The organism is Actinomycetota bacterium, from assembly GCA_019347675.1.
Lineage (GTDB): Bacteria > Actinomycetota > Nitriliruptoria > Nitriliruptorales > JAHWKO01 > JAHWKW01.
Map to the genome: position 1 here is coordinate 1 of JAHWKW010000011.1, position 15753 is coordinate 15753.

Annotated in this window: 14 protein-coding genes; 7 read left to right on the forward strand and 7 right to left on the reverse strand. The window is 70.5% G+C overall.

Features of this window, described 5'->3' with window-relative positions:
* The 3 genes from KY462_08665 to KY462_08675 all read right to left on the reverse strand — a co-directional run.
* The coding region (locus tag KY462_08665; GenBank protein MBW3577792.1) for a hypothetical protein at window positions 1–298 on the reverse strand (298 nt) is incomplete at its 3' end.
* Entirely contained in the window at window positions 295–624 is a 330-nt protein-coding gene (locus KY462_08670; GenBank protein MBW3577793.1) for a hypothetical protein, read from the reverse strand. The genes KY462_08665 and KY462_08670, both read right to left, overlap by 4 nt.
* A 359-nt stretch (window positions 625–983) precedes the next feature.
* Window positions 984–1490, reverse strand: a complete 507-nt coding sequence (locus KY462_08675) for a hypothetical protein (GenBank protein MBW3577794.1) — start codon at window positions 1488–1490, stop codon at window positions 984–986.
* A 276-nt stretch (window positions 1491–1766) separates the two neighbouring features.
* Between KY462_08675 and KY462_08680 the strand changes: the two genes are divergently transcribed.
* On the forward strand, window positions 1767–2552 hold the full coding sequence (locus tag KY462_08680) for a 50S ribosomal protein L11 methyltransferase (protein MBW3577795.1): 786 nt from the start codon (window positions 1767–1769) through the stop codon (window positions 2550–2552).
* Here the strand turns inward: KY462_08680 and KY462_08685 are convergent.
* Window positions 2549–2719 (reverse strand): PT domain-containing protein, encoded by a 171-nt coding sequence (locus KY462_08685; protein ID MBW3577796.1) that lies wholly within the window; start codon window positions 2717–2719, stop codon window positions 2549–2551. The genes KY462_08680 and KY462_08685 overlap by 4 nt on opposite strands.
* 63 nt (window positions 2720–2782) lie before the next feature.
* Between KY462_08685 and KY462_08690 the strand changes: the two genes are divergently transcribed.
* From KY462_08690 to KY462_08710, 5 genes are all read left to right on the forward strand, one after another.
* Window positions 2783–3844 (forward strand): amino acid ABC transporter substrate-binding protein, encoded by a 1062-nt coding sequence (locus KY462_08690; protein ID MBW3577797.1) that lies wholly within the window; start codon window positions 2783–2785, stop codon window positions 3842–3844.
* A 72-nt stretch (window positions 3845–3916) separates the two neighbouring features.
* Entirely contained in the window at window positions 3917–5101 is a 1185-nt protein-coding gene (locus KY462_08695; protein ID MBW3577798.1) for an ABC transporter permease subunit, read from the forward strand.
* On the forward strand, window positions 5101–6435 hold the full coding sequence (locus KY462_08700; GenBank protein MBW3577799.1) for an amino acid ABC transporter permease: 1335 nt from the start codon (window positions 5101–5103) through the stop codon (window positions 6433–6435). The genes KY462_08695 and KY462_08700 overlap by 1 nt, the downstream gene beginning before the upstream one ends.
* A 101-nt stretch (window positions 6436–6536) precedes the next feature.
* Window positions 6537–7259 (forward strand): amino acid ABC transporter ATP-binding protein, encoded by a 723-nt coding sequence (locus tag KY462_08705; GenBank protein MBW3577800.1) that lies wholly within the window; start codon window positions 6537–6539, stop codon window positions 7257–7259.
* 208 nt (window positions 7260–7467) lie between these two features.
* Window positions 7468–8955: a hypothetical protein gene (locus tag KY462_08710; GenBank protein MBW3577801.1), complete on the forward strand. Its 1488-nt coding sequence runs from the start codon at window positions 7468–7470 to the stop codon at window positions 8953–8955.
* A gap of 321 nt (window positions 8956–9276) precedes the next feature.
* Here the strand turns inward: KY462_08710 and KY462_08715 are convergent, their stop codons facing one another.
* The 3 genes from KY462_08715 to KY462_08725 form a co-directional block, all read right to left on the reverse strand.
* Complete coding sequence (locus KY462_08715; GenBank protein MBW3577802.1) at window positions 9277–9708, reverse strand: hypothetical protein; 432 nt, start codon at window positions 9706–9708, stop codon at window positions 9277–9279.
* A 60-nt stretch (window positions 9709–9768) separates the two neighbouring features.
* Window positions 9769–11100 carry an LCP family protein gene (locus KY462_08720; protein ID MBW3577803.1) on the reverse strand — a complete coding sequence of 444 codons (1332 nt, stop codon included), beginning with the start codon at window positions 11098–11100 and terminating at the stop codon, window positions 9769–9771.
* Between the two features lie 234 nt (window positions 11101–11334).
* Window positions 11335–12021 (reverse strand): HAD family hydrolase, encoded by a 687-nt coding sequence (locus KY462_08725; protein MBW3577804.1) that lies wholly within the window; start codon window positions 12019–12021, stop codon window positions 11335–11337.
* A gap of 125 nt (window positions 12022–12146) precedes the next feature.
* Here KY462_08725 and metH point away from each other — a divergent pair, with 125 nt between their 5' ends.
* The gene (gene metH / locus KY462_08730; GenBank protein ID MBW3577805.1) at window positions 12147–15743 is read left to right on the forward strand and encodes a methionine synthase; all 3597 of its coding nucleotides are present in this window, start codon (window positions 12147–12149) and stop codon (window positions 15741–15743) included.
* Window positions 15744–15753 lie beyond the last annotated feature (10 nt).

The window sequence follows — 15753 nt, forward strand, 5'->3', positions numbered from 1 at the left end:
CCAAAGCGTCGAGCTTGTCGGCGGTGTTCAGCTGGCCGGCCGCGTCACGCCACGACGAGCCCAGCTGGTCGCGTGCCCAGGTCGCCGCGTCACGGGCACCGTCGGTCTTGTGGGCTTGGCGCCGTTGCACGGTGGCCAGCCACGACGTCTCGACCGCCTCCAGCCGGTTGCGGGCACGACGCAGCTGCTTGACCGCCCCGGGCAGGTCGCCGGGATGGATCGTCTCCGGGTCGATGGCGGCCACGCCGGCCACGGCGGCGTCGAGGCCGGCCAGCACCCCCGCCACGTCCACGCTCACGGCCACGTCGAGGCCGGCCAGCGCCCCCGCACGTCCACGCCCACGGCATCGTCGAGCCCGGCCAGCGCCCCCGCCACGTCCACGGCCACGGCGTGGTCGAGGCCGGCCAGCGCCCCCGCCACGTCCACGGCCACGGCCACGTCGCCGACCGGAGGCGCACCGGGGCGGCCAGCGGCGGCGTCGGACGTTGCCGGCACCTGACGGTCGGACGTGTGCGCGGTCGTTGGCGTGGTCGTTGACGTGGACGTTGGCGCGGTCGGGGCGGAGGTCAGCGTCAGCTGATGGCGCGGTGTGGCCGCGTCCAGCGGGGTGTTGCCCTGGGTCATCGGTGTTGCCTGTCGCCGGTGCCCCCCGGACGACTCCGAACGTACGTTCGATACACTACTTCGGGTGCGCCGGCCTGTCAAGCAAGGTTTCCCCACATCGAGCCATCAACGTCGCTGCGGCACGACGCGGTCCGGGCTGACGGCGAACGCGCTCGCGGACCCGGCGCCGGAGCCCGGCGTCTGTGACGACGTCGACTCCGTTGCGAGGATGGTGGACCCGGTTGCCCACGACGAGCATGACGTCGCCGACCGCAAGGCGCGCGCCCGTTCGGCCGCCCGCGGGGTTCTGCGCAACGCGACGCCGGGAGTCACACCCGCCCAGGCCGTCAGCCCCCGCCCCGACCGCCTGACGAACCCGCTCACCCGGCCACGACCTCGAGCTCGGCGCGGATCGCCCCCGGCAGGTCGAAGCCGCCTTTGGTCCGCTTCCAGCGGGCGCCGAGCGCGTCGTGATCGACGTAGCCGGCCGCCAACGATGACCGACCCAGGACCTCCTCGACCGCTGCGCGCAGATGCTCGGCTGTGACCGGCTCCCTGTAGGTGGGGTAGACCTCGAGCAGGACCCACAGCTGATGCAGGCGGCGGGTCTCGCGGCCCACCTCGACGTCGACCGCGTCCTCGGTCACCTGTTGGATCACCGTGTCCCACAGGTCGTGGTGCGACAAGCCGGCCGGCTGTGAAAAGCCGTGCGGAGGGTGCAGGCGGTACTCCAGTTCGACCGGCTCCGCGTGACCCGGCAACTGCGCCGGCTCGAGCCACACCTGCCAGCCGTTGAGGTAGGAATCGATCGGGGGGCCCAACGCAGCCTCGAGCGCCCGCAGGAGATCGGCGTCCACGTCGAACACGCACGTTGGGTCGCGGCTCATCACGTTCCGGCGGTGGGTGTCCCGACGCTCCGGCGGGCGGGTGCCCGCGACGCTATCCCACCACCCGGTGGGGAGGCCGGAGTCGCCGCCACGTTCGCGGCCCACATGAGTGGACAACAGCATGGGCGCCCTGGGATGCTGTCGCGAGTGGCGGGCGCGTCCCGCCGCAAGCGGCCCTGCGTGTCCCCCGTCGCGCGGGGCCGCACCATCCCACCACCTGCGGTCCGGTGTGCTCCCCGCCGCCGCGGCCGCACCACCACGTTGAGGCGGCACGGCGTGACCCACCGCTACACGGTCCGCCCCGGCGACGCTGATCGCGAGGTCCTCCTCGCGGCGCTGTGGACGGCGGGTGCCGTCGGGGTGTGGGAACGCGACGACGAGCTGGCCGCCTGGTTCCCCGAACCGGTCCCCGACGTCCCTGGCGGCGGGCGCTGGGAGGCCGAGCCCGACCACGACTGGTCGCAAGTGTGGAAGGCGGGACTCGAACCGGTCGAGGTCGGCCGGTTGGTGGTCGCCCCGTCGTGGACCGACCCGCGGCCGTCCGACGCCATCCTGATCGATCCCGGCATGGCGTTCGGGACCGGCCACCACGCCACGACCCGGCTGTGCCTCGCGGCGCTGCAGCAGCTGGACCTGTCCGGCGCCCGGGTACTGGACGTCGGGACCGGGACCGGGGTCCTGGCGATCGCCGCCGCGCGCCTCGGCGCGGCGCACGTCGTGGCGGTGGACACCGACCCGGACGCGGTCGCCGCCGCCCGCGCCAACGCGGCCTGCAACCGGGTTGACGTCGACGTGCGCTGGGGGACCGTCGAGGCTGCGACGCCGGGTCCGTTCGACGTGGTGGTCGCCAACCTGCTCACCGACGTGGTGATCGGGCTGGCCGGCGACCTGCTGGCCGCCGCCGCCCCCGGCGGGACGCTGGTCGTCAGCGGGATCAGCGTCGAGCGGGCGAACGAGGTCGCGGCGTGCCTGGCGGCGCTCGGGGCGGGGGTCGCAGCGGTCGCCACCGAAGGCGGCTGGGTCGCGATCGGTACGGGACGTCCGCCAGGTGACCCGTACTAGGCTGGTCGTAGCCGGGCTGATGACCGGGCTGATGGCCGGGCTGATGGCCGGGCTGATGGCCGGGCTGATGGCCGGGCTGACGGTTTGGCTGACGGTTTGGCTGACGGTTTGGCTGACGGTTTGGCTGACGGTGGGCTGATGGCCGGGCGGCGCGGCTCACCCGGCACGGGGGTCGCCCGACGAGTCGACGACGAGGAGAACTGATCGTGCTTCGAGGGTCGCGAGTCCCCATGGTGGTGCTGGTCCTCACGTTGCTGGCGGCGGCGTGCGGCCAGAACGGTGATCAGGTGCAGGTCGGCGAGACCCAGGCCCAAGGTGAGCAGCAACCCGGCCGCGTGCTGCAGACCGTGCAGGAACGCGGGACGCTGAACTGCGGTGTGAACGACAGCGTCCCCGGTTTCGGCTTCGTGGACGAGGAGGGCAACTTCTCCGGCTTCGACATCGACTTCTGTCGGGTGATCGCCGCCGCGGTGCTCGGCGACGCCGAGGCGGTGAGCTTCACGCCGCTCACCGCCCAGCAGCGGTTCACGGCGCTACAGACGGGTGAGATCGACGTGCTCGTGCGCAACACCACCTGGACCGCGACGCGCGACGGGTCCGAGGGGGGCGCGTTCGCCGTCACCACGTACTACGACGGCCAGGGCATGATGGTGCGCGCTGACAGCCCCGCGCAGACCCTCGAGGACCTCGACGGAGCGACCGTCTGCGTGCTGTCGGGAACCACCACCGAACTCAACCTCGAGACGAATTTCGCTGCCCGCGGCCTGGACTACACGCCGGCGTCGTTCGAGGACAACGAGACGCTGCAGCAGGCGTTCGAGCAGGGCCAGTGTGACGCGTGGACGTCGGACAAGTCGCAGCTGGCCGGCGTGCGATCGGACTGGCCCGAGGGGCCGGAGGCGCTGCGCATCCTCGATGTCACGATGTCGAAGGAGCCCCTGGGACCGGCGGTGCGCGACGGCGACCCCGACTGGTTCGACGCGGTCAACTGGGCCATGATCGCCACGATGCAGGCCGAGGAGTTCGGCATCGACTCGACCAACGTCGATCAGCGGCGCGACCAGGCGGACGACCCGGACGTCAGGAACTTCCTCGGTGACCTCGACGCGGGGCTCGGTCTGCCGAGCGACTTCGCGTACCAGGTCGTCAGCCAGGTCGGGAACTACGGTGAGATCTACGAACGCAACGTCGGATCGGAGGGGATCGGCCTCGAACGCTGCCCGTCGCCGGAAGCCTGCCTCAACGAGCTGTGGAACGAGGGCGGTCTGCACTACCCGCCGCCGTACCGCTGATGTTCGAGACCCCCTGGCCGGGGCGGCGCGACCCGCCCCGGCCGGGCCGGGTCGCGCGCGTGAAGGGAGCCGGTGAGCGAGGCCACACTGCCGGCGCGGACGGGGAGCCGGCCCCCACCGTGGCGCGACGTGCGTGTGCTCCGCGTGGTCGCGCAGGCCGTCGTGATCGCCGCGACGATCGTGGTCCTGTGGTACCTGTGGGGCAACCTCACCACCAACCTCACCCGGCAGGGCATCCGCACCGACTGGGGCTTCATCGACCAGCCGATCCGGTTCGCGATCCCTGACGTCGCCAACTCCGCGAGCCTGCCGTTCTGGCGCGCGATGCTGGTCGGTATCAAGAACACGGCCGTGGTCGCGTTCGTGGGGATCGCTCTGGCGACGTTGCTGGGGATCCTCGTCGGGGTCCTGCGCCTGTCGCAGAACTGGCTGGCGCGTCGGGCGGCGAGCATCTACGTCGAGGCGCTGCGCAATACCCCGGTCCTCGTGATCATCCTGATCCTGTTCTTGGCCGTGGTCCTCCGCCTGCCCGGCGACATCGCCACGGCCCCCGAGTGGGGTGGCATCACGGTGATCTCCAACCGGGGGATCTGGCTGCCGTGGCTGGAGGGGCGCGACGGCGCCGGGTCGTACTGGATGGTCGTGGCGGCGGCGATCGTCGCGACGGTGGCGATCGCGTGGTGGCGGACCCGCCGCTTCGCCGCGACCGGCATCCCCCACCACCGCTTCCGGTGGGGCACGGCGGCGTTCGTCGCCGTCCTGGTGGTCGGCTACGCGGCGCTCGGGGCGCCGTTCGGGCTGAGCCTGCCAGCCAAGACCCTGTTCGGGGCGTCGGGTGGGATCAAGCTGAACACGGCGTACACGGCGTTGCTGATCGCCTTGACGATCTACACCGCGAGCCACATCGCCGAGATCGTCCGGGGCAGCATCCTGGCGGTGCCCAAGGGACAGACCGAGGCGGCCCGGGCGGTCGGCCTGACCGAGTTCCAGCGGATGCGGCTGGTGATCCTGCCACAAGCCTTGCGCATCATGATGCCACCGCTGGCCAACCAGTACCTCAACCTCACCAAGAACTCGTCGCTGGCGGTGGCGATCGGGTACTACGAGGTGACCCGCATCTCGTTCATCGCCACCAGTCAGGGCTTCCCCGCCCCGCAGGTGTTCGCGTTCCTGATGGCCGTGTACCTGGCGTTCTCCCTGTCGATCTCCGCTGTGTCGAACCTCATCAACCGCCGTCTGATGCTCCCGACCCGCTGATGGCCGACCAGCCCCGCACCAACCAACGTGCGCGGCCGGACGCGTCGACGCCCTCGGAGGAGCAGGGCATCGTCCGGGCGGTCGCCGAGACCCACGAGGGCATAGCGGTGGGGCCACAGGAGGAGCCACGTCCTCCGCTGCGCGAGGTCGGCGCACGCGAGTGGGTCGGCCAGAACCTGTTCGCCAGCGCCGGGCAGACCGTGCTGACCGTGGTGTTCGGGCTGCTGCTGGCGTGGGTGGCGTACAAGACGTTCCGCTTCGTGTTCATCACCGGGCGGTGGCGGGTCATCGAGGTCAACCTCACCACGTTCATGCTGGGCCGGTTCCCGCGGGCCGAGCTGTGGCGTCCAGTGGCGACCGCCCTGGGCCTGGCGACGTTCGTTCCGCTGTGGCTCGGTCGGACCGCGCGCACCGTCCAGGAACTGGCGGTGGGCGAGGCCCAACGCGACTGGCAGGTGACGTGGAGCCGGATGTGGCCGTTCCTGGTCCTGGTCGGTGGCGTGCTCAGCTTCACGCGGACGATCACGCCGACGCTGCTGGTGGCGGCCGCGGTGGGTGTCGGCGTCGTGGCGTACTGGAGCGGTGACCGGCTGGCGATCCGCGCCGGTGGGGCGGTCGATCTCGCGGCGCTCGTGGGGATCGTCGCGTCCTTCTACGTCCCGCTGTTCACCGGCGGGTTCGGGTGGTCCAACTGGGGCGGTGTGCTGATGACCCTGTTCGCCGCCGCCGTGGGGATCGGGGTGTCGTTCCCGATCGGGATCGCCTTGGCGCTGGGTCGCCGGTCCGACCTGCCGGGGATCCGGGCGCTGTGCGTGGCCTACATTGAGTTGATACGCGGAGTGCCGCTCGTCACCCTGCTCCTGATGGCCTTCTTCGTGGTGGGCTTCCTGGTGCCGCCAGATGCCGGGCGGCCCAGCCTGGTCGCCCGCGCACTGGTGGTGTTGGTGGCGTTCACGGCCGCGTACGTGGCCGAGATCGTCCGCGGAGGGCTGCAGTCGGTCCCCAAGGGACAGGTCGAGGCGGCCCAGGCGATCGGCCTGTCACCGTGGAAGGTCACGCGCCGGGTGGTGCTCCCACAGGCGCTGCGCAACGTGATCCCGGCGCTCGTCGGGCAGTTCATCAGCCTGTTCAAGGACACGTCACTGCTGGCGATCATCGGCATACTGGAGCTGCTACGCGTCGCTCAGGTCGTGACCGACCAACCGGCGTTCCGGGCGCAGGGCCTGCAGGCGGAGACGTTGGCCTTCGCCGCGTTCATCTACTGGGTGCTCGCGTACGCGATGTCCAAGGAGAGCCAACGGCTCGAGCGCCGGCTGGGACTCGGCGAACGGTGACAGGGCGGCATGGGCCACCACGCGACGCGTGACGAGGAGCGGATATGAGCACCGACGCCTTGACCAGCGCAGCCACCCAGCCGGGTGGCACCGGGGACCCGATGATCGTGATGGAGGACGTCGAGAAGTGGTTCGGCGATTTCCAGGCGCTCAAGGACATCGACCTGGTGGTCGGCCGCCAGGAGGTCGTGGTGGTCGTCGGCCCCTCGGGCTCGGGCAAATCGACGCTGATCCGCTGCATCAACCGCCTCGAGAAACACGGCCGCGGTCGCATCGTGGTGGACGGGGTGGAGCTGTCCGACGACATCCGCAACATCCAGGAGGTCCGCCGCGACGTCGGGATGGTGTTCCAGTCCTTCAACCTCTTCCCGCACCTGACCGTGCTGGAGAACGTGACGCTGGCTCCCAGGCACGTCCGCGGGAGGTCGAAGAAGGAAGCAGAGGAACGCGCCATGGAGATCCTCGAACGCGTCAAGATCCCGGAGCAGGCCAACAAGTACCCCGCGCAGCTGTCCGGTGGGCAGCAGCAGCGGGTGGCGATCGCTCGGGCGCTGGCCATGGACCCCAAGGTCATGCTCTTCGACGAGCCCACGTCCGCGCTGGACCCGGAGATGATCAAGGAGGTCCTCGACGCGATGATCGACCTCGCCCGGCAGGGGATGACCATGGTGGTGGTCACCCACGAGATGGGCTTCGCCCGGGAGGTCGCCGACCGCATCGTGTTCATGGCCGAGGGTCAGATCGTCGAGGTCGGCACGCCCCGCCACTTCTTCGAGGAACCGCAGGAGGAACGCACCAGGCTGTTCATGTCGCAGATCCTGTAGGCGCTCCTGTGTCCGCCATCGTGTGGTCCGTCCAGGAGTGGCGTGGCCGTGTGGTCGCGAACGAGCCCGGCCACGTCCGGAAGGTGTAGGTTGCGCGATCGGCGCACAGCGTGGATCTGCGAGGCGCGCTGAAGCCGTGACCAGGGGGACTTCCATGGGTGTCAACGCAGCGCCGAGCGCGGCCATCAACAGGTGGGGACGCGGTTCGATGCTCGTGGTGCTGGTGCTGGCGACCGGCATGGTGGGCCCAACCGCGAGCGGGGTGCTTGCTGCGGGCCCGTCGTCGCCACCGCGTGAGGTGCCCGGCCTCCGGCAGACCCCGGACATCCCCGTGCGCACGGTCGGCCAGCGCCGAGCGGTCCCCGACCACCCACGCCAGACCGCTGGGAAGGGCGGCGGGTGCGACAAGGACGTGGACCTGACAACCACCCTGGACGGGGTGGTCACGGTCGCGGCTCAGAACAACGGCATCTGCACGACCGCCGACATCGACACCTACCAGACGACGTTAACCACGTACGTGGTACAGGCCGGCGGGGAGGAAGCCGCCTGGACGCACACCGACGTCGGCAGCCCCTCGGACCCGCAGATGGTCGGCCAGTTCACGTGGAGCGGAGGAGCCGGGAAGAACACCTACACGCCCGACGTGAAGGCCTTCCATCAGGCAGGCCGTCGCTACCTGGCGCTGAGCCTCGAGCGGTTCTCGCTCAACGCCTACTGCGGCGTGGTCCTCGTCGACGTCACCCAGCCCTCCAACCCTCAGGTGGAGAGCCAGATCTACAAGGACGACCGCGACGACTTCTGGTGTGACGTGCACAACAGCTTCGTCGAGGACGCCGACGGCGACGGGGACGCGGACCTGCTGTACCTCACCGCAGACGCCCGCAACGACCTGCGGGTGGTCGACATCTCCGACGTGGAACAGATGCCGAACGCCTGTGACGTCGCGGCCGGCTGCGACCGCGAGGTTGGGATCTACACCGCCCCGACTGCCGACAACAACAACTACGTCCACGACGTAACCGTCCTGGACCACGGCAGCACGGTCGGACGGCGCGTGTACCTCGCCTACTGGGATTCCGGGGTGGTGATCCTCGACGCCGATGAGGTGGCGACATCTGGCTGGCAGCCGCTCGTCGGCCCCGACGTGATCGACGAACGGGGCTTCCTGGCCCACCACGCCTGGGCCTCACGCGACGGCAGCCTCGTGTTCACCCAGGACGAGTTCCTCGAGCAGCCCGGCGACGAGCCCGTGCAGATGTGGGCAGTCGACGGCCTCAAGGGACCTGAGAAGATCGACAGCCTGGTCCTTGGGGCGGACGTCCCGGCCAACCCCGCCCACAACCTCGAGATCCGCTTCGACCTCGACTTCGACCGGCTGTACGTCGGTTGGTACAAGCTCGGGCTGCAGGGATGGGACTTCGACGCAGAAGGGTTCCAGCGGACCACCCGCTCGGTGCCGTTCACCGCGACCGTCTACCACCAGGCGCAGACGGAGGCGGCCGACGACGCCTACGACGGTGCCTGGGGGGTACGCCTGGCGCAGATCACCGTTGGCCAGGCCACCCACGTCTACGTGTTCCAGTCCGACCGGCGGTACGGGCTGATAATCGACTGCATCGGCTGCACGTCGAGCGATGTGGGAGGTGACGAACAGCCGTGCCCGCCGGGCTGGAAGAAGCAGGGGCGCTGCTGAGCGAGGCCGCATCGAACGGCTGCGGGTGACGAGCCCGAAGCAAGACGGACCACCGCCAAGACCACACGCTGGTGGCGCGTGCTCGGTGCGGCGCTCACGTGAAGATCCCCGTCGATGATCTCGCGGCGGAGGTGGTCGTCGGGGAAGCGCCGCAGGTCGTCGTCGGTGAGTCCGCTCGTGGGCGTGTCGATGGAGGAACCGTGCCCCTCCGTTCGCCGACATGCGCTCTGGCAGTCCGAATGCACGCTACGCCCCGCGCCCCACGGCCGACTCGGCCCTGTGGATGATCGGCCGGCGTGGTGCGCAGCCTGCCCGAGCGCCCTACCGATGGGTGTCGCGCTCGGCGGGGGGTCGCCAGCGGCGTCGCCAGGCCCGCTCGGCATCGGCGAAGGCATCGAGGGGTTCGATGACGTCATGCACCCCCCCGAGCAGGTCCTCGAGCTCACCGGTGCTGGCGGCGCGCTCGCGGGCGTCGGGGAGGGCCGCCTCCGCCTCGTCGAGGGCGGCGGCGCAACTGTCCCACTCGTCCCCGAGTCCGGGCACGCCCCGCCACCGCTGCATCCGGGCACGAGCATCGGTGATCGCGGCCGCGGCCGCGTCGAGGCCCACGTCGACCGGCGCGGGATCGACCCTCCCCGCGGGGAGGGTGGCCAGCAGGCGCCGACGGCCGCCCTCGATCACCTCCGCGCAGTGCACGAACGCCCACCAAGCCGCGTGCAGATCCTCGGGGAGGGCAGGACGTCGCGACAACATGCACCGACCCTACCGACGACGGCACCGGTGGGTCCGGGTTCGACTGCTCGGGTCGGGTCGTTACCGGCACGCGCGGGACAGCGGCTCGGTCGCCGGCGTTGGCGTCGTGGTCCGCGTCGCACGAGCGGTGGCGGACTCCACGACCGGCGCCGGGGTTGCCGGCGCGGGCTCGGCATCCAGCAGGCTCCTGACGGCAGTGCGGACCAGGGCCAGGTCGGGAATCGGGTAGCCGTCCCGATCGCGGCCGGCGACGAAGTCCGGTGGGGTGATGCTCAGCACGCGCACGTCGGCGGGATCGACCATCACGGCGAGGTCCACGACGCCGGATAGGAGGTCCCGCGGCACGTCGGTCGTGAGCGACGCGCGGGCGATCGCGGCGAGACGCCCGAACCTGCGCAGGACCGTGGGAGCGTCGGCCTGTTCCAGGAGCGCACCGAGGAAGCAGCGCTGGCGCTGCATCCGGCCGTAGTCGTCGCTGCCACGGCGGGTGCGCACGTAGACCAGCGCCTGGCGGCCGTTGAGGTGGTGGCGACCGGGACGCAGGTCGATCGCGTCCCACTCGCCCTCGTGCGGCGAGTCGAGCTGATCGTAGATGCGTCGGTCGACGTGGATGGTGACGCCTCCCAGCGCGTCGACCACGTCGACGAACCCACGCAGGTCCACCATCGCGTAGTGGTCGATCGACAGCCGCAACAGCTCCTCGAGGGCGCCGATGAGCACGGCCATGCCCGGATCGTCGACGCCGTCGGGGACCAGATCGTCGCGGTCCTTGAAGTAGTCCAACAGACCGTTGATGGGCCCCGGGAAGCAACGGCACCGCCACGGGGCGCGCAGCCAGCCAGGCAACGGCACGCGGACGAGGTTCCGCGGGACGCTGATCAGCCCGGCGCGGCCGGACGACGGCTCGATCGTCGCGACCATGATCGTGTCGGTCCGCAGGCTGCGGCGTAGGGGGCCAGCGTCACTGCCCAGCAGGAGGATGGTGAAACGGTCTGTCCCCATGAGCGGGGAGGGCTCGGCGCGCCCCGTCGACTCCCGACCGTCCGCGTCGACGGCTTCCGCGGCGTGGGCGGGTTCGGCCGCGACCGGGAAGACGTCGGTGAGCACGGCCCGCGCCTCGAGGCCGTAGTGGGCGACCGCTGCGTGCGGCAGCACGGTGACCATGGCCAGCGCGACACCGGTCGCGCGGACCATGACGTGTTCACCGGCGGTGGCCGGCAAGAGGGGGACGGGCATGCGGAGCGGCCGGCGCGCGCACCGGAACGCGTCGACGACCGCGTACGCCCGGAACGCCAACACCAGGGCGTTCCCGACGAGGACAGCGTCGAGGACCCCAGGGCGCGCCAGGAGCGAAGCGATACCGACCAGGTCGTGGATTGGCAGTGCCAGCACCGAGGCGATCAGAGCCGCCCAAACGGCGACCAGTACGACGCCGCGGTGCCACCGCCCCGCCCACAACTGGCCGGCCCCGGGCAACAGTGTCGACAGCGCCGCCGATTGAAGCCCCCGCCGCAGGGTGGGCCGCAGCAGCGGTCGGTGCCCGGTGCCCGTCCCCCCGCCTCCGGTTCGCCCGCGTACAGCATGGCACGTCGCGGGGGGCACGTCGCTGAAGCGCGGCTTGCGGCCTTACAGGCGCCCGACCAGCCCCAGCGGGTCGTCGACGACGGCGCTCGCACCCGCTCGCATCAGTTCAGAGTCCCCGAAGCCCCCGGTGCGCACCGCGATCGTGCGCACGCCCAAGCGGTACCCCGCTTCGGCGTCCCACGGGGAGTCGCCGACCAGGGTCGCCCGATCGGTGACGGCGTCCAGCTCCTCCAACGACGTCACGAGCAAGTCCGGAGCGGGTTTGGACGCGTGGACGTCGTCGGCGTCGGTGGTGGGCAGGTCCGGGCGGCCCAGCACCTCCATCAGCGCGGTTCGGACGGTCTCGCCCGCCGAGGTGGCGATCAGGAACGGGACCTCGCGGATCTGCAGGTCCTCCAACAGCTCCCGCGCCCCGCGGGTCGGACGCAGATCGTCAGCCATATCGAGGAAGCGGCTGCGGTGACCCTCCGAGATGGCCTCGGCCTCGTCGACGTGGCCTCCCAGGACCCAGGTGACCAACCTGAGGCTGCCCATGCCGATCCCGGCGTGCAGTTGCCACAGCGGCACCCGGTGGCCGTGCTCGCGGAAGGCGGCGTCCCACGTCACGACGTGCTGGTAGACCGAGTCGATCAGCGTCCCGTCGAGGTCGAGCAGCACAGCAGGTTCGGACACGACCACCTCCGCCACACGCAGGAAACCGACCGCCGGTCGGCGTGGCACGTCACTCAAGCAGGCCGACGTCAGCTGGGCACGTGACGCCCCCGACCATCGGGGTCGCAGCTGCCGGGTCGGGCAGGCGGTCAGCGGACACCGGCGACGTGTCCGCGCTGGAGCAGCGCGTACCCTTCCCGGCGATGTCCTCTGGTCCACGTCGACTCGACGATCACCCGTTCCTCGCCGCGATGCGATCGCGGGTGGTCGTCCTGGACGGGGCGATGGGCACCTCGATCCAGGAGCTGGGGCTGACCGCTGACGACTTCGGCGGGCCCGCGCTCGAGGGCTGCAACGAAGTGCTGGTCCGTACCCGCCCCGACGTGATCGAAGCCATCCACACGTCCTTCCTCGAGGTCGGCTGCGACGCGGTGGAGACCGACACGTTCGGCGGCGCCCCGTGGGTCCTGGGCGAGTACGGCCTCGCCGACGACTGCGAGGAGCTCAACCGGCTCGCCGCGGAGATCGCGCGCCGAGCGTGCGCCCGGTACGCCACCGTCGACAAGCCGCGCTGGGTGATCGGGTCGATCGGCCCGGGCACGCGCTCCCCCACCCTGTCGCTGGGGAAGGACCCGGCCACCACCAAGGACTTCATCGACCTGGCCGCCATGGAGGACGGCTACCGCCGGCAGGTCCGTGGCCTGCTCGACGGCGGCGTGGACGTCCTGCTGGTCGAGACCTGCTTCGACCCACTACAGGCCAAAGCCGCGGTCGCTGCCTGTCACGACGTGTTCGACGAACGCGGCGTGCGTCTCCCGCTGATGGTGCAGTTCACGGTCGAGAAGGACATCAACACGATGCTGCTCGGGACCGAGCCGCTGGCGGCGATCGCCGCGCTGGATCCCCTCCCGATCGACGTGCTCGGCATGAACTGCGCCACCGGTCCCGACGACATGCGCGAGCACGTGCGGACGTTGTCCCGCCAGTCGCGCCTGCCGATCAGCGTTGTCCCCAACGCCGGGATCCCGCACATGGAGGGTGGGCAGGCCGTGTACTCGTTGACGCCCGAGGCGCTCGCCAGGGCGCTGGACGAGTTCACCGCCGAGTACGGCGTCACGGTGGTCGGCGGCTGCTGCGGGACCACCCCCGACCACCTGCGACAGGTGATCGAGCGGCTCGCTGACCCGGACGCTGACAGCCCCGCTGCCAACGCGAGCGGACCTGTGGGGCGGGCCGCCGCTGCACGGGACGTGACCTTCGAACCGTCGCTCGCGTCGCTGTACGCCGCCGTCCCGATCGAGCAGGAGACCTCCTTCCTGGTCGTCGGGGAGCGGCTCAACGCCAACGGCTCGAAGGCCTTCCGCGACCTGCTGCTGAGCGAGGACTGGGACGGCCTCGTCCAGATGGCGCGGTCACAGACCCGCGAGGGTGCTCACGTCCTGGACCTGTGCGTCGACTACGTCGGCCGCGACGGCGTCCCGGACGTCGTCGCGGCGGTCGACCGCCTCGCGACGCAGTCGACCCTGCCGCTGGTGATCGACTCGACCGAGCCGGAGGTGATCGAGGCGGCGCTGACCCGCATCGGCGGGCGAGCCGTGATCAACTCCGTCAACCTCGAGGACGGCCGGGTCAAGGCCGACCGGCTGCTGCCGTTGGCGCGCCGGTACGGCGCCGCGGTGATCGTCCTGGCCATCGACGAGGAGGGCCAAGCGCGCACAGCCGAGTGGAAGGTCGACGTCTGCAAGCGGGTCGCCGACATCGCGATCAGCGAGTACGGCCTGGAACCGTCCGACCTGATCTTCGACACGCTGACGTTCCCGTTGGGATCGGGGCAGGAGGACCTGCGCCGCGACGGCATCGCCACCCTGGACGCGATCGAGCGGATCAAGGCGGAACTGCCCGGCTGCCACACGGTCCTGGGCGTCTCGAACGTGTCGTTCGGCCTGTCCCCGGCAGCGCGACAGGTGCTGAACTCGGTCTTCCTGCACCTGGCGATCGAACGCGGCCTGGACGCTGCGATCGTGCACCCGGGCAAGATCCTGCCCCTGCACCGCATCCCCGACGAGCAGGCGACGGTCGCCGAGGACCTGATCCTCGACCGTCGCCGGGCGGACGGCGAGAGCGGCGCCTACGACCCGCTGCACCGGCTGATGCAGCTGTTCGAAGGCGCCTCCGAGACGCGAACCAGCCGCGAGGATCTCGCCGCGCTCCCGGTCGAGGAACGGTTGAAGCGGCGCATCATCGACGGCGAACGCGACGGCCTGGACGACGACCTGCGCGAGGCCCTCGGACGGTGGGCACCGTTGGAGATCATCAACCGGTTCCTCCTGGACGGCATGAAGGTCGTCGGCGACCTGTTCGGCTCGGGGCAGATGCAGCTGCCGTTCGTCCTGCAGAGCGCGGAGGTGATGAAGTCGGCCGTGGCCTGGCTCGAACCGCGCTTGGAGAAAGGCGAGGCGACCAACAAGGGCCGGGTGATCCTGGCGACCGTCAAGGGCGACGTGCACGACATCGGTAAGAACCTGGTCGACATCATCCTGCGCAACAACGGGTACGACACGGTCAATCTCGGCATCAAGCAGTCGATCGACGCGATCCTGGCCGCGGCGGAGGGCGGACACGCCGACGCGATCGGGATGTCGGGGCTGCTGGTGAAGTCCACGGTGGTGATGCGCGACAACCTCGAAGAGATGAACAAGCGGCAGGTCGCGGACCGCTACCCGGTGCTGTTGGGCGGGGCGGCGCTGACCCGCAGCTACGTCGAGGACGAACTCCGCGAGCTGTACCGCGGGCAGGTGTTCTACTGCCGTGACGCGTTCGAGGGCTTGAAGACCCTCGACGTGCTGATGGAGTCAAAGCGCGCCGGTGCCGCGCTACCACCCCAGCTGGTGGCCCCGGTGAAGAAGGACCACCTGCGCCGCCGCCAGCCGAAGGCCCAGGCCCCGCCGAGGGTCGACGCCAAGGGCCGGCCCAGGTCCGAGGTCGCTTCAGACGTGGATATCCCGCAGCCGCCGTTCTGGGGGGAGCGGGTCGCGCGGGGCATCGCGATCGACGAGTTCTGGCCGCTGGTGAACGAGATCGCGCTGTTCCGCAACCAGTGGGGCTTCACCCCCGGCGAGCGCAGTCCCAAGGAGTACAAGCGGTTCCTGGAGGAGGAGGCGTGGCCGGTGCTGCGCGGATGGGTGGCCCGCGCCAAGGCCGAAAAGCTCCTGATCCCCGAGGTGGCGTACGGCTACTATCCCGCCAACGGTGACGGCAACGACGTGGTCGTGTGGCACCCCGACGCCCCGCTGGAGCGTGAGCTGGAACGGTTCACGTTCCCACGCCAGTCCCGCGGCCGGTTTCTGTGCCTGGCGGATTTCTTCCGCGACGTGGCCACGTCAGAACCGGACGTGATCGGCATCCAGGTGGTGACGGTGGGGCGCCGTATCAGCCAGGTCGCCGCCGAACTGTTCGCCGAGGACCGCTACCAGGACTACCTGTTCGCGCACGGGTTCGGGGTGGAGATGGCCGAAGCCCTGGCCGAGTTCTGGCACGCGCGGGTCCGCAACGAGCTGGGCATCGCTGACGAGGATGCGGACACCAAACAGGGGCTGTTCCGCCAGGAGTACCGCGGGTCACGCTACTCGTTCGGTTACGCCGCGTGCCCGAACCTCGAGGACCAGGAGAAGCTGTTCCGGCTGGTGGATCCCACCCGCATCGGCGTCACGCTGACCGACGAGTACATGCTCGACCCGGAACAGTCGACGTCTGCGATCGTCGTCCACCATCCGCAGGCGAAGTACTTCTCGGCACGGTGATCTCCTGCGG

What these genes read in the sequence shown, in the direction of transcription:
- KY462_08670 (MBW3577793.1), bottom strand. Translation starts at nt 624, where the DNA reads ATGACCCAGGGCAACACCCCGCTGGACGCGGCCACACCGCGCCATCAG.
- metH (MBW3577805.1), top strand. Translation starts at nt 12,147, where the DNA reads ATGTCCTCTGGTCCACGTCGACTCGACGATCACCCGTTCCTCGCCGCG.
- KY462_08690 (MBW3577797.1), top strand. Translation starts at nt 2,783, where the DNA reads ATGGTGGTGCTGGTCCTCACGTTGCTGGCGGCGGCGTGCGGCCAGAAC.
- KY462_08715 (MBW3577802.1), bottom strand. Translation starts at nt 9,708, where the DNA reads ATGTTGTCGCGACGTCCTGCCCTCCCCGAGGATCTGCACGCGGCTTGG.
- KY462_08700 (MBW3577799.1), top strand. Translation starts at nt 5,101, where the DNA reads ATGGCCGACCAGCCCCGCACCAACCAACGTGCGCGGCCGGACGCGTCG.
- KY462_08675 (MBW3577794.1), bottom strand. Translation starts at nt 1,490, where the DNA reads ATGAGCCGCGACCCAACGTGCGTGTTCGACGTGGACGCCGATCTCCTG.
- KY462_08710 (MBW3577801.1), top strand. Translation starts at nt 7,468, where the DNA reads ATGCTCGTGGTGCTGGTGCTGGCGACCGGCATGGTGGGCCCAACCGCG.
- KY462_08705 (MBW3577800.1), top strand. Translation starts at nt 6,537, where the DNA reads ATGATCGTGATGGAGGACGTCGAGAAGTGGTTCGGCGATTTCCAGGCG.